The following is a 15,232-nucleotide window of genomic DNA, read 5'->3' as shown; positions in this document are numbered from 1 at the left end:
TAATATGCTAAACAAATTGTATTTTCTTTGCTTTTATAATGTAGAAAGAGCGCTCTTAGAGCGCTCTTTCTATGTGTTTACAGTTGAATTGAGTTGAGAGTTGAGTTAATAATACTTAGGGTATAAAAATCTTAGTCCAGATCTGTCATTAAAGTTAAGTTCTCCATCGGTTGTTCTAAAGTTGAAACAAGCATTCATTATAGAGTTTTCTTGTTCTAGAATACCTGGTATACTAGGAAGCGTTCCAAATATTATAGATGGTACAGGAAGATCGTTTTCTACCGTTGATTCTGTCTCTAATCCTTGGTCTACGCAACTTTGTCTAGAATTCCAGTCTGTATGCCTAAAACCAATTGCGTGCCCTATTTCATGAGTAAGAAGGTGCTCGAAACCATCAGGAAAATTAGCATTAACCCTGCTATTAATTAAAACAAAAGGACCTGGTTTTCCTTCTGCATTAGGAAAATCTGCTAATCCATCAGAGTTTATGTCAGAAGCAGTGTTTACTCTAATTTCAAAAACATCTGAATCGAATGTTGGTTCTGTGGTAAAAGTAAGTGTTAGCTCTAATTTAGAAGAGACTTCATTCCAGTTTTGAACTGCAGCTACTAATCCATCTTGGGCTAATTGACTTAAACCAAAAGGACCTTCACCAATAAATGCAATGATATCCACGGTAGGATATTTATCTGTATCAATTAAAAATTGAGATCTATACTGTTTAGCATTTAAACCTCCTTGATTACTTGGAATTGCTAAAAATCTATCAACATCAATTGCCATATCTCCTGATGTAATCACTATTTTTTTTGTTGACCCATCAAATAATTGTATTTCTTGATAATTAAAGAGAGAAGGATCCATTTGCAAATCCAATACTTTATTTAATACATTATCAGGAAGGTTAGTTACGTTTACTTGTTCTGGAGTTCCAAACTCTTCATTAGAACAAGAAGTAGTTAATAGCGTAACAGTCGACAGGAGTATTATACCTGTTTTAAAAAAGTTGAGTTTCATATAAATGTAATTTGTGTTACCGATATAAAGACAAATCTAAGTTGTCTTTAATAACATAATCACATCTATTGTTTAAACTGCTTATTTAGATGTATAAAATGCAGTTTTATTTACATTAATGTAGTTTGTAAATGTTTTATTAACATAATTTTACCTTACCAAACTTATAATATATTCATTTTTTTATAAAGTTCTTTTTTACAATTTCTCGATACTGGTAAGGATTTTCCGTTTTTCATAACCACAGATCCTCCTTGTTCTTTTGCCAAAAAATCTATGTGATTTAAATTTACTAAATACGATTTATGAATTCTTAAAAAGCTATAATCTTTAAGTTTGGTTTCAAAATGTTTTAAGTTCTTAGAAATGACTATTTCTGTCTCATCAATCATAATAAAGGTAGTGTAGTTTCCGTCACTAACACAATACAGCACATCGATGGTTTTAATCATATGAACTCCTTTTGCATCTGTGATAGAGATTTTTGCTGGCTCCATGACCTTAGCATATAAATCTTTAAACTCGTCTATCTTATTTTCTTCAGAACGCAAACGATCTCTAAGTCTAAATGTTTTATCTATAACCTTAACTAGTCGTTTTGCCTCAACAGGTTTTAACAAATAGTCGATAGCATCATATTGGTATCCTTGAATTGCATACTTATCAAAAGCCGTTACAAAAACTATTTTAAAAGTAATACTATCTAATTCATTTAAAATGTCAAAAATTGAAATCGCTCCCAATTGAATGTCTACAAATACTAAATCCGGTTTTAATTGTGATAATATCGTCAAAATTGATTGCCTATCTCTAGCTTCTCCAATAATCTCAACTTGGGGACAGTATGATTCCAGAAGCATTCGGATATTTTCTCTGTCTTTCTGTTCATCATCTATAATTATGCATTTTAGCGTTTCTATCATTCTTCTACTTTACTATTCAATATTGGTAATACTATCACTACTTCTGTTCCTTTCGATTCTCCATGCTCATAAAACAAATCATTTATGGTTACACTGGCAGGTTGATACCCAATTTTATCTAAGAGTCGTAATCGCTCATCTGTATTTCTTGTTGCTATAGATAGATGAATGGTATTATTTCCTTGTTTTTTTATCTCTTGGGCCTTAGCTCTACCTATGCCATTATCAAGAATTTTACAGATAATTATGTCATTTTCTTTGATAAAAGATACCTTTAAAATTCCTTTTTCTTCGGCATGTGAAAATCCATGAATTATTGCGTTTTCTATATATGGCTGTACAACCATAGATGGTATTGTTGGGTTATCCTTGATCAATTTATCATCAATATAATAAGAAACTTCGAAACTTTCATTGAATCGTTCCTGCTCTATTTTGATATATGATTTTAAAATATCTAGTTCCTTTTGAAAACTAATATATATGCTATCAGAACTTGAAAGAATATTTCGAATCAAGTTCGAAAATTCTGTCATGTAATCATTGGCTTTAAGACTATCTTTTTTCAGGATATAGTTCTGTAACGTACTAAATGAATTAAACAAAAAATGAGGATTCATCATTGATCTTAAAGATTTAAGTCTATTTAGACTTAACTCTTTATTAAGTTGATGAAATCGAACTTCACTTTTATGTCCTCGGTATAAAAAAACAGATAAAGTTAACATCAAAAAACTTCCTAAAACATAACTAAAAACTCTGGTTTTATCTATTCTTTTTACAATTTCAACATTTTGTTGTTCTAAGTTAGATATTTCTGCCTCTTTGACATTTACAATACTCTTACTTTCTATTTTTGCAATTTCTTTTATGATTTTAAGACTATCCAAGGCATTGGTCAATGGTCTAATTTCTCTCAAAATCTCGATACTTGACTTTAATTTTCCAATCTTTTCGTAGGCTTTAGATAAATCTTCCTTGGTCAATACAATATTTATAATATCCCCTTTGCCAATGTAATCTTTGTGTGCGATTTCAAAATAGTTTATTGCTTTCGTATATTCTTCAAGGTCAAAATAAATAGACCCTAGAGTATGCATTAGTGCGGGACGTAAATTATCATTCTCATTTTGTACAATAGAACTCAAATCAATATTAGTCTCTATCATATCGAGAGCTATTTTAGGTTTACCCTTTAAATAATATCCCCACGCCATATTATTATATGCTATTTTACACGATCTAGAAGTTCTATCATCTTTACAAAATTGTGTTGCTAATCTAGAATAGTAAATTACCGAATCTGGTTGCGAATTCCCAAAAGACGACCCTATATTGCTATATCCAATACTTTGATCGTATATCGAGGATTCTTCTTTATCGATATACTGCAATGCGTCTTTAAAATCTTTTCTGCACTGCGCCAGGTCTCCAATATTTATTAATAGCAAACCTCTGGCTGTGAGCGCATCCCAGTATAGTTTATTGTTGTTTATTTTTTTAGCTCTGTACATCGCTAAATTATAATACTTCAATGCACTAATAAATTGTAATTTTTTTTGATCTAATTTTCCGTATCTAATGATACTTCGTACCACACAGTTTTCATCATTGTGTTTAATACCATATATTAACAAAAAATCTAAAATTTCCTGAGCTTTATTATATTGTTTTAACGAAGTACGAGTATAACGCTCTAAACGAAATCCAGCGGTAATCATTTCGTCTTTGCGTTTTCTTTTTTTTGCTAAATCAAAAGCTCTTCTGTAATACACCTCTGCCTTACCAAAACTTTTAGAATTATTAAGACTATCTGCTATATTGATCAATTGATCTACAGAATTGATTTCTAACGAGATCTCTTTTGAGTCTAAATCCACTATTTTTTGACTATAACTCTTTATAAGAATTAAGACACACGTTACAATCAAACACAATGAGTTTTTCATATCTACTACTAATCATTAGAGATATAACGCATCTTTAAAATAAGGATTGTTGTTTGACTGGATTTTCGTGATCAAGTAACCATTTTTTTCGCCATAGTCCCCCTGCATATCCTGTAAGTGAACCATCGCTACCAATAACACGATGACAAGGTATCACGATCCACAATGGATTTTTACCATTAGCTGTAGCTGCTGCGCGAATACATTTTGGATCTCCTAATCTTTTGGCGATATCAAGATAAGATACTGTTTTACCAAATGGAATTTTTAATAGTTCATCCCATACTTTTTTTTGAAATTCGGTTCCTGATGGGTTTAATTTGAGATCAAAGACATCTCGTTCGCCATTGAAGTATTCTTTTAATTGAAGTACTGCTTCTTTTAAATAAACCGGGATATTATCTTGTGATGGTTTTGTTTTAGGTTCTTTTGTTACTGAAACACTTGTAATACCATTTTCATCACCAGATATAATGGCGGTTCCTAATGGAGTTTCTATACATGTTTCTATTTCCATTATTCTTCAGTGTCATCTAAAATCCCAAGGCGTTTGGCTCTTTTTTCCCAGTTTTTACGTGCCAATTCCTGCATATTTTTATCTGTATCACTCTCATCCATAATCTCTAAACCTAAAAGGGTTTCGATTACATCTTCCATACTTACTAAACCGCTCACCGAACCATATTCATCTACTACAAGAGCTACATGCTCTCGTTGTTCGACCAGCTTTTCAAATAAGCTAGGTACTGCCATATTTCTATCAACAATAAACAATTGTCTTTTTAGTTCTCCAAGTTTTTTATTGTGGTTATCTTCAGCCATTTCCTTGTACACCTCATCTTTAAGCACATAACCTGTTATATCATCAAGTTTATCCTTATATACTGGGATTCTAGAAAATCGCAACTCTTTATTAGCCTCAAAAAATTCTTGAACATTTTGACCTTCAGAAGCTATTTTTAATACCGTTCTTGGTGTCATGATATGTTTTACTAAAATAGCTTCAAAATTGAGTAGATTTCTAATCACTTTTGATTCTGACTTTGCAAAAACACCTTCTTCTTCTGCGATATCGGCCATTGCTGTAAAATCTTCTCTACTTAGTACGGATCCATGATGCCCTTTACCACCTATTAGTTTTGTTGTAAGTTGAAGCAACCACAAAATTCCGGTGTATTTTAAAGGTGCTATAAGCACGATTAATGCTTTTGATGTAAAGTTTCCTAATTGTTTCCAAAATGTTGCACCTATCGTTTTAGGAATGATTTCTGAAACCACTAGAATTAACATGGTCATAATCGCAGAAACAATACCTACCATATTTATCCCTAATACTTCAAATTTATAGGGTAGTTGTTCTGCTTGTACTCCTACTAAAATAGCACCCACAGTATGTGCTATTGTATTAAGTGTAAGAATAGCGATTAGTGGTTTATCAACATCTTTCTTTAGGTTTTCTAAAGTAGTCGCATATGGTTTACCTTCTTTCTTTTTAACATTAATAAAAGTCGGAGTTACACTAAGTAACACTGCTTCTAATATTGAACATAAAAACGAAAAGAAAATAGAAAGTACTGCGTAAATAATTAATAAGGTCATCTTGTTTTAAATATTGTACTAAAGTACGGATTTTGCAATGTATTTTTCAAACATTTAATTACCAACCCACATATTGAGGAGGTTCTACTTGGTTAAGGTTTAAATATACGATAAGTTGTCCTCGGTGATGCGTAACATGATCTTGCAACAGATTAAGGATTTGCAATTTTGATTTCCTACCAGCAAAAAAATCTATCTCAGTTTGTAAATCTTCTGATTTAGAGTTTTGTACTTGGGTATATACACTATCAAATGCCTTAGTAAGTTCTGTAATAACTTCTAACTTAGTTTCAGGAATATTTTCTTTTAATTTCTCTCTATCAAATTTAACAGAAGAAAAATATGTAGTTCCTAACCAGAGCATGTTTCCTCGTATATGTAATAATTGACTCTTAAAGTCCATTTCTCTATCCGTAGGTTTATAATCAAAATGCTCTTCTGGCATTTTCTCTGCGATTTGTAAAAGATATTCTTTAGAGTTTTTCCACTTTTCAAGAAATGCATCTTTTGGAGTAAATTGTTGCGCCATCAATGGTGTTGTGATCAAAAAAATGATACTTAAAAATCTATTCATTATTTGGTTTTACTAGTACTTACCTCATTCATATATATTTCTAAAGCTTTTAATTCTTCTTCAGAAAAGTTTTTGATAATTGCAAAGTTTGTTTTCATAACTACATAGGTTTCAGGATCTACAATAGGATCTGCTTTTTGTTTTAGAAAAGCTATTAGATCTGCATCTTTTTCTTTGTAAATCTTTACAATTTCGGTTACTCCGGGACCAATAGATTTTTTGTCAATTTTATGACAAGTATAGCATTTACCTTTACCGTCAAAAATCTTTTTTCCTATTTCAAAAGGGGTCGATTCACCTTTTTTTGTTCCTATTTGTATTGTTTCTTTTTCTTTTTTTTCAGATTGGCAGCCAATAGATAACAAAATTAAAACGGCCAATACTACACTAATCTTTTGCATATAAAACGTTAATCGAATATTATTTACTATTAAATTTGTTTTTAATTTTCTCGATGTCTTCTCTAAACCTTTTTAATAAATCCTTTGAAAAGTTGGTGATAATCTTTTCTTCATCTGGTGCAATACCTTTACTAGCTTCAGCAATTTTGGTAAGTGCATAAATCATAAAGTCATACTCTTCATCAGGACCATTATCAGAAAAAACTTCTATTACTTTTTTATATAAACCTTCAATATCATTTTGGTTTTCATTTTCATAATCAAAAGACCACTTTATTTCAGCTCCCATAGGGTGACTCTTCAAAATATCCTCAAGGGTTTCAACTTCTTCTTTCTGGATAACACCGTCACTCATTGCTATAACATATAGCAGCTCTCCGAAAGTTTGATATAACCGATCTTTACTTACCATACACCTCTCTTATAAAATTTAACTTAATAGCTTTACTACATCTTTGGCAAAATAGCTGGCAATAATATGTGCTCCTGCTCTCTTAAACGCCATAATCTGTTCTAACATTACGGCATCATGGTCTAACCATCCTTTTTGCGCTGCCGCCTTTAGCATCGCATATTCTCCACTAACTTGATATACCGCTACAGGCACATCTACAGCATCTCTAACGTCTCTAACAAGATCAAGGTAACATAATCCTGGTTTTACCATGACGATATCTGCACCTTCATCAATATCCATTATCGTTTCTTTAATAGCTTCGTCACGATTTGAGAAATCCATCTGATATGTTTTTTTATCTCCAAATCCGGGTGCCGAATCAAGTGCATCTCTAAAAGGACCATAAAATGCAGAAGCGTATTTAGCACTATAACTCATAATGCCTGTATTCTTAGAATTTTCTTTTTCTAATAATTCTCTAATAGCAAGAATTCGCCCGTCCATCATATCACTTGGTGCAACAAAATCTGCCCCTGCCTGAGCATGAGATAATGACATTGCTGCTAATACTTTGCATGTATCATCGTTTACTACATACCCCTCTTCTACAATACCATCATGACCATAAGAAGAATATGGATCAAGAGCAACATCGGTCATCACCAACATCTCGGGAGCAGTATTTTTTACTGTTTTAATTGCACGTTGCATTAATCCATCTGGATTTAAAGCTTCTGTACCTTTATTATCTTTTAAATCGTCTGGCACTTTTACAAATAGCAGCACTGATTTTAATCCTAAAGACCAAAGATCTTTAACCTCAGACACTAATAAATCAAGACTATACCTATAATATCCTGGCATAGAAGCTATTTCTTCTTTTATGCCTTTTCCTTCTACTACAAAAAGGGGAACTAAAAAATCGTTAGGAGTAATGACATGTTCTCTAACCAAAGATCGTATTGCATCATTGGTTCTTAGTCTTCTGTTTCTACGAAGTTGTTGCATTATAAAATGTAAAATTTAATAGCTGTAAAGATACTCATATATATTGTATCCCCATGATTTACAAATATCGTTTAAAGGTAATTTTATATAAAAAACAGAGATGATCTTGTAACAAAATCTTAACAAGACATACTAATATTTAAAAAATAAATACCGCTATACACATATGCTCAACATAAAAAACCTTAACAAAACGTATCCTAATGGAACGCAGGCATTAAATAATGTCAATCTAACTTTAGAAAAAGGAATGTTTGGTTTATTAGGACCAAATGGTGCAGGAAAATCTTCATTAATGCGAACTATTGCTACATTACAACTTGCAGATACAGGTACCATTGAGTTTGATGGCATCGATGTATTTAATCAACCAGAAGAATTACGAAAAGTCTTGGGGTATCTACCACAGGATTTTGGTGTATATCCAAAAGTATCTGCAGAGATGATGTTAAACCACATCGCCAAGGTAAAAGGTATTACAAATGCCACAGAACGCAAGGGTTATGTTGCCGATTTGTTACAAAAAGTGAATTTATATAAATTTAGAAATAGAAATCTTGGAGATTACTCTGGAGGTATGCGACAACGTTTTGGAATTGCACAAGCATTATTAGGTAATCCAAAATTAATTATTGTTGATGAGCCTACTGCTGGACTTGACCCTCTGGAACGAAACCGTTTTCACAATTTATTAAGCGAATTAGGAGAAAATGCAGTAGTAATACTAAGTACGCACATTGTAGATGATGTTACTAATCTTTGTAAAAACATGGCTGTTTTTAATGAAGGGAAAATTTTAGTGCAAGGAAATCCGCAAGAGTTATCAGACACCTTAGACGGAAAAGTCTTTAAAAAACAAATTGAAAAATCTGAACTAGCAGAAATTGAAACTGAATATACAGTCCTATCAAGTTATCTACGAGGAGGTCAGTTCTATGTAAATATTTATAATGATACTAATCCTGGAAACGGATTTGAAACATTCAATAACAACTTAGAAGATTTCTACTTCTACAGCATTAATAAAAAAGAAGAACCGCAAACAGCAACTACATAAAATGTAAGCTAAGAAATGTATTAATGTTAACTGAAATCATCTTTGGACAATTGCATCTGGCAATTAGAAAAATAATAAAAAAGAACAGATGAAAGAAATATTCATATTTGAACTACAATATCGCTTAAAAAGACCGGCGACTTGGATTTACTTTTTCTTGGGTTTAGCTATTGCAGCCTTAGTAGCGGGTCTACAAAGATCTTCTACTGCAGAGTTTATTAATAGCCCAGAAAACATTGCTGGTGTTATTTCTCGCGTTTCTGTACTCTCGATTTTCTTTTATGCTGCCATAATGGGGGTGCCAATATTTAGAGATCAAGATCATAAAACAGCGCAAACTTATTTTACCTTTCCTATTAAACAAAAATCGTATGTTCTAGGCAGATTTTTAGGTAGTTTTACTATTGTGACATTAATTAATATTGGTGCAGTACTCGGTGTTATCATTGGGTACGCTTTTGGCATGTATTTAGATAGGCCAGATTATGGTGAATATGGACCATTTAGTTTTACACCTTATTTATTAACGTTATTATTTTTTTTACAAATCAACTCTTTCTTAATAGGCTCTTTGTTTTTCTGTGTTATGGCCTTTTTTAAGAAAATGCCAATTATATATCTTGGCGGAATCTGTTTGTTCTTACTAAATACTATTTCTGGCAATCTTTTGGCAGATCTAGACAATCAATCCTTAAGTATCTATTTGGATCCTTTTGGGGGTCAAGTATTTGATTATGTTACAAAATACTGGTCTATAAACGAATTAAATACGAATCAATTACCTATTTACGGAAGCTTCTTAATAAATAGAATTCTTTGGTTTACTGTCGGTTTACTGTTTTTTGTCATAACACTTTTTAAATTTGACTATAAAAAGTTTTTACTTTCTAGTAAAAAAGAAAAGAAAACCAATACTGATGCCTATACGCCATCATTAATTACATCGATAACACAGGTTTTTTCTAAAAAGAGTGAACGAGAAAATTTGATTTCATTAAGCAAAATTGAATTTTTATCAATCATTAAAGACCCTGTTTTTAGCATTCTTTTAATTATTGGAGTTATCATTTCTATTGTTACGGTTTTTCTTGCCAATGAAACTTTGGGTACTCCCAATTTACCTTTAACTAGGTACGTTGCAGTATTTATTTCTGGCGGAATTACATTTTTATCTGTAATTATATTGATTATTTATTCTGGTGAAGCTGTGCATCGTACCCGTACTAATAAGACTTTTGTTTTTTACGATGCATTGCCGATTAGCAATACCAGTTTATACACTTCGAAAATTGTATCCCTATTAGGGGTCTCTGTTATTCTTACACTAGCAAATATAATAGCTGGTGTGCTTTTCCAAACGTTTAATGGGCATTTTGACTATGAACTTGGATTCTATTTTACCTATAATTTTGCTATAGTATTACCCGGGCTTATTTCGACTGTTTTACTGGCATTCTTTGTGCACGTATTAGTTAACAATAAGTTCTTAGGACACTTCATCGTTATTGTTGTATATATAGGTTTACCTTTATTAGTAACTCTTGCATTCAAAACTACCAATCCAATGTTGATTTATGGCGGTATTCCACAAATGTTCATGAGTGATCTTAACGGTTTTGGGCATTATCTTCCAGGAGTCATTTGGTTACAATTGTACTGGATTTTACTAACGGCAATTTTAGTAGTTATTGGAAAAGTATTCTGGACTCGTGGTTTTTTTGCTACCGCCAAAGAACGATTAACGATTGCTAAGCAAAGATTTAGTACTCAAACTATAGTGCTATTAACAACGGTAATTTTAGCCTTTGTTTCTGTTGCAGGATACAGTTATTATAATCTAAATGTATTAAACTCTATTACTAACGGTAATACCTCTGAAAAAATAGGTGCCGAAGCCGAAAAGAAATATGAAAAATACATAGGCCAACCGCACCCGCAGGTAACTGACCTAAAAACGTATATCGACCTTTTTCCTAAAAAAAGAAGCATTAATGCCAAAGGAGAGTTTAAACTCATCAATAATTACAATACAGTAATTGATACCTTACTCTTAAATGTTCAATATCCAGGTGAACATATACAATTAAAGAAAATAATTTACAATGGTAAAGAGTTAACCCCTGTGGTTTCAGATTCTGCTTATAGAATATATTTCTATAAATTACCAGAACCTATGTTACCCAATGCAACTGCCAAATTAACAATTGATGTTGCTGCCGAGACTAAAGGTTTTGCTAATAATATGGAAACAGAAATACTATATAACGGTTCCTTTATTAGAAACGATATTTTTCCAAGATTTCATTATGATCGAGATATAATCGATAATGGGGTACGTAGAAAACATGGTCTTAAAAAGTTAGACTATTTATTACCCTCTAGAACAGATTCGACCGCTGTCAAGAAAAATTTGTTTAATGAAGATGCTAACTATATCAATTTTGAAGCAATCGTAAGTACATCAGAAGATCAAATCGCATTGGCTCCAGGTAAACTTATCAAAGAATGGAAACAGGATAACAGAGCATATTTTCATTACAAATTAGAATCACAAACTGATCTGTTTTTTAATGTTGTCTCGGCAAAATACGATGTCGAAAAGTCAAGTTGGATTGCTCCTAGTGGTAAAAAAGTAGCTATCGAAATCTATCATTCTCCTAAACATAAGCGTAACCTTAGCCATTTTATTGATGGCACTAAAGTAGCTTTAGACTATTGTTCTAAAAAGTTTTATGAGTATCCAAATTCTGTAATTAGGATAGTAGAATTTCCTGCACATGCAACTTTTGCGCAATCTTTTGTAACGACAATACCTTATTCTGAAGATTTTGGTTTCTCTGCTAATTTTGACAAAGCCGAAGATTTTAATTATGCATTTAGAGTCACTGCACATGAAGTGGCCCATCAATGGTGGGGTCATTTGGTTACTCCAAGTAAAACTTCCGGAGCCAATATTATTTCTGAAACTTTAGCAGAATACACTTCACTCATGACCATGAAACATGAATATGGTGAAAACGGAATCAAAAATTTTCTAAAATATTCTCTAGATCAATATTTACAGCAGAGATCCTTTAGTTTTAAACCCGAACGTTCATTACTAAATGTAGAGTTCGGACAACACATTTGGTACCGTAAAGGATCAATGATCATGTATGAGTTACAAGATATCATTGGTGAAGATAAAATTAATACCGCATTAAGAGACTTTGCTCTCGAATACAAGAACTTTGAAAAAGGAGTGTATCCCACTTCTCAAAATTTATATGATGCCATTTACAATGTTGCACCAGATTCTTTACAGTACGCTGTAGAAGATGGATTCAAGAAGATTGTATTATATGAAAATCGAGCTGTATCAGCCAAATCTAAGAAACTCCCTACCGGTAAATTTGAAACTACATTTACAGTGGATAGTAAAAAAATCTATTATACTGATACGGGTAAAGAAGACCGTACCGATGACAAAACTAATTATATAGAAATTGGTTTGTTTGGAGAAGATCTAATAGATGATCAAGAAGTGCCTCTTAAAAACCCTTATTACTTAGCTAGAAAATGGTTAAAACCAGGCGAAAATACGTTTACGATAACTACAGACAAACAACCACTAAAAGCTGGTATAGATCCGTATAATAAACTTATTGATAGAAATTCTAATGATAACCTTAAAAGTGTAGAGCAAGAATAATTATTCTTATTTTATACATGCAACCCCGATCAAAATGCGCTGTTTTGATCGGGGTTCTTTTTTGGGTCGAATCTAAGGTTTTTAAAATTAATTTTTAAACGCAATAATTTTATGGAAATCACCTAAAAAATATATTCATACTTGTACATAATCATTTAATTTCTTCTAACTAAAAGACTTAACAAAAAAAACATCTTGAAATTTTATTTCCTTAAAACTTTATCGCTACTTTTATTAAAAATACCCCATAGCTGTATCCAATTGGATACAGCTATGGGGTATTTTTATATCAAACGGACCTTATGTACAAAGATGAGCAAAACATCTATTAGTACTCCTTTGATATAAATCATTACAACCAACGCAATCAACTTAAAACCATACATAATGAAAAAGTCAATTTTGTTTCTAACTCTACTTGTCTCAGTAGGCGTCTTAGCTCAAAAAAAGGTAAAATTAGAAGATAATAGTAATGCCACTAATTTCTATTTCTTAAGTGGAAAAGTAGGGCTCGGGAGTAGTAACCCCAAATCTATGTTACAAGTTTCTGGAGGATCAAATAATTGGAATGAATCGATACAAGGACTAGCTACTGGATCAATTCATTTAGATCCTGAAAATGCCACTAACAATTTTGGAAATGCAATAACATTTGGAGCTTCTGATAGCGGCAATGGTGAAAATGCACAAGCAGGAATTTATGTAAGAAGTGATGGAACCTATGGAACAAAAATGTATTTCTCTACAACAGATGCATATATAGCAGGATCAAAAACAGCAATGACCATAGATCATAAAGGAAAAATTGGGATTGGCACCAACAGTCCTAAATCTAAACTACAAGTTTCTGGAGGGTCTAGTAATTGGAGTGAATCAATACAAGGGTTAGCTACTGGATCAATACATTTAGATCCCGAAAATGCTACTAACAATTTTGGAAATGCAATAACCTTTGGAGCATCGGATACTGGTAACGGTGAAAATGCACAGGCAGGAATTTATGTAAGAAGTGATGGTTCCTACGGGACAAAAATGTACTTCTCTACAACAGATGCATATATAGCAGGATCAAAAACAGCAATGACCATAGATCATAAAGGAAAAATTGGAATAGGCACCAATACGCCCAAATCTAAACTACAAATTTCTGGAGGGTCTAATAACTGGAATGAGTCAATACAAGGATTGGCTACTGGATCAATACATTTAGATCCCGAAAATACTACTAACAATTTTGGAAATGCAATAACCTTTGGAGCTTCTGATAGCGGCAATGGTGAAAATGCACAAGCAGGAATTTATGTAAGAAGTGATGGGGCCTATGGAACAAAAATGTATTTCTCAACGACAGATGCGTATGTTACAGGTTCGAAAACAGCAATGAGTATAGATCATAAAGGAAAAATTGGAATCGGAACAGAAACTACCGGAAGTCACAGACTTGCTGTACAAGGTTCAATTGGTGCAAGAGAAATCCTAGTTGAAGCAAGTGGATGGTCAGACTTTGTTTTTGAAAAAAAATACCAACTTCCTAGTCTTGAAGAAGTAGAAGATCATATCAACACAAAAGGGCATTTAAAAGATATCCCGAGTGCAAAAGAAGTTGAAAAAAATGGTATTCTTCTGGGTCAAATGGATGCTAAACTTTTACAAAAAATAGAAGAATTAACTCTTTACACTATCCAACAAGAAAAAAGAATAAAAATTCTCGAATCTAATAATCAAAATCTAGAAAAAGAAAACAAGCAATTACACTCACTATCTCAAAGACTTAATGAAATAGAAAAACTTCTAAAAACCAACAAATAGAAATCCAAAACACTAGCAACTTAAAACCATATATAATGAAAAATGTAATCTTAATCATCTTTTTGATTGGCACAGCTATTATAGCAAAGGCCCAAGTACTTGTGGTTAATCCACAAAATAATACTGGCGAAGGTGGAGAAATTCTGCTCTTAAAAAGTAATTCAACATTTAATGATTGGAGAATTGATAATTACAGAGGGGTCTTTCGACTGCATCATTCAGGTAAATCTTACTTTAATTTGAGTAAAAGTGGAGATTTGTCCATTTCAGGAAAAATTAAACTTAATGCTACTACGAATATAGAAGGTGGAGAAATTGAACTAGCAGGAGCCGCATCGTTTAATGACTGGAGAATTGACAATTACAGAGGATATTTTCGATTACACCATTCTGGTAAATCCTATTTAAACCTTAATAAAAATGGTAACCTTTCTTTAAATGGAAAAATAGAAACTAAAGAAATCAAAGTTACTAATACCCCAACCGCAGATTTCGTATTTGAGGAGTCGTATAAACTACCATCATTAGATTTTATTGAAAATTACATCAAATCCAAAAAACATCTTCCAGAAATTGCTTCTGCAGAAAAAATGAAACAAGACGGAGTAAACATTGGGGATTTTCAAATACAATTACTTCAAAAAATAGAAGAGCTTACTCTGTACACAATTCAACAACAAAAAGAAATTGGCAACCAACAAAACAAAATCCAAAATCAAAACGAAGAACTAAAATCGTTATCTCAAAGGTTAAATGAGATAGAAAAACTTCTAAAAACCAATAATTAGAAGGTATAGCACACAAACA

Annotated in this window: 13 protein-coding genes; 4 read left to right on the top strand and 9 right to left on the bottom strand. The window is 32.2% G+C overall.

The window, feature by feature from the left end; genetic code table 11:
- Positions 1–105: 105 nt before the first annotated feature.
- The 9 genes from AWE51_RS25060 to hemB form a co-directional block, all read right to left on the bottom strand.
- Positions 106–1,017 carry a M57 family metalloprotease gene (locus AWE51_RS25060; RefSeq protein ID WP_066319912.1) on the bottom strand — a complete coding sequence of 304 codons (912 nt, stop codon included), beginning with the start codon at positions 1,015–1,017 and terminating at the stop codon, positions 106–108.
- Positions 1,018–1,181: 164 nt separating this feature from the next.
- Positions 1,182–1,940 (bottom strand): LytR/AlgR family response regulator transcription factor, encoded by a 759-nt coding sequence (locus AWE51_RS25055; RefSeq protein WP_066319910.1) that lies wholly within the window; start codon positions 1,938–1,940, stop codon positions 1,182–1,184.
- Positions 1,937–3,820, bottom strand: a complete 1,884-nt coding sequence (locus AWE51_RS25050) for a histidine kinase (protein ID WP_066319908.1) — start codon at positions 3,818–3,820, stop codon at positions 1,937–1,939. The genes AWE51_RS25055 and AWE51_RS25050 overlap by 4 nt, the downstream gene beginning before the upstream one ends.
- A gap of 103 nt (positions 3,821–3,923) precedes the next feature.
- On the bottom strand, positions 3,924–4,406 hold the full coding sequence (locus AWE51_RS25045; protein ID WP_099098819.1) for a methylated-DNA--[protein]-cysteine S-methyltransferase: 483 nt from the start codon (positions 4,404–4,406) through the stop codon (positions 3,924–3,926).
- Positions 4,406–5,488, bottom strand: a complete 1,083-nt coding sequence (locus AWE51_RS25040; protein WP_066319906.1) for a CNNM domain-containing protein — start codon at positions 5,486–5,488, stop codon at positions 4,406–4,408. The genes AWE51_RS25045 and AWE51_RS25040 overlap by 1 nt, the downstream gene beginning before the upstream one ends.
- Before the next feature lie 58 nt (positions 5,489–5,546).
- Positions 5,547–6,062, bottom strand: a complete 516-nt coding sequence (locus AWE51_RS25035; protein WP_066319903.1) for a DinB family protein — start codon at positions 6,060–6,062, stop codon at positions 5,547–5,549.
- Entirely contained in the window at positions 6,062–6,463 is a 402-nt protein-coding gene (locus AWE51_RS25030; RefSeq protein ID WP_066319900.1) for a c-type cytochrome, read from the bottom strand. The genes AWE51_RS25035 and AWE51_RS25030 overlap by 1 nt, the downstream gene beginning before the upstream one ends.
- A gap of 19 nt (positions 6,464–6,482) precedes the next feature.
- Entirely contained in the window at positions 6,483–6,875 is a 393-nt protein-coding gene (locus AWE51_RS25025; protein ID WP_066319898.1) for a tellurite resistance TerB family protein, read from the bottom strand.
- A gap of 18 nt (positions 6,876–6,893) precedes the next feature.
- Positions 6,894–7,868, bottom strand: a complete 975-nt coding sequence (hemB, locus tag AWE51_RS25020; RefSeq protein WP_066319897.1) for a porphobilinogen synthase — start codon at positions 7,866–7,868, stop codon at positions 6,894–6,896.
- 166 nt (positions 7,869–8,034) lie between these two features.
- On the opposite strand from hemB, the gene AWE51_RS25015 reads away from it, so the two are divergent.
- The 4 genes from AWE51_RS25015 to AWE51_RS25000 all read left to right on the top strand — a co-directional run bounded on the left by AWE51_RS25015 (position 8,035) and on the right by AWE51_RS25000 (position 15,213).
- Positions 8,035–8,925: an ABC transporter ATP-binding protein gene (locus AWE51_RS25015; protein ID WP_066319895.1), complete on the top strand. Its 891-nt coding sequence runs from the start codon at positions 8,035–8,037 to the stop codon at positions 8,923–8,925.
- Positions 8,926–9,013: 88 nt separating this feature from the next.
- Positions 9,014–12,616 carry a M1 family aminopeptidase gene (locus AWE51_RS25010; RefSeq protein ID WP_066319893.1) on the top strand — a complete coding sequence of 1,201 codons (3,603 nt, stop codon included), beginning with the start codon at positions 9,014–9,016 and terminating at the stop codon, positions 12,614–12,616.
- 387 nt (positions 12,617–13,003) lie between these two features.
- Positions 13,004–14,425: a hypothetical protein gene (locus tag AWE51_RS25005; protein ID WP_066319890.1), complete on the top strand. Its 1,422-nt coding sequence runs from the start codon at positions 13,004–13,006 to the stop codon at positions 14,423–14,425.
- A gap of 35 nt (positions 14,426–14,460) precedes the next feature.
- Positions 14,461–15,213 (top strand): hypothetical protein, encoded by a 753-nt coding sequence (locus tag AWE51_RS25000; protein WP_066319888.1) that lies wholly within the window; start codon positions 14,461–14,463, stop codon positions 15,211–15,213.
- Positions 15,214–15,232: the final 19 nt, after the last annotated feature.

Source organism: Aquimarina aggregata, from assembly GCF_001632745.1.
Taxonomy (GTDB): Bacteria; Bacteroidota; Bacteroidia; order Flavobacteriales; family Flavobacteriaceae; genus Aquimarina; species Aquimarina aggregata.
This window is presented reverse-complemented; position numbering and strand designations above follow the sequence as displayed.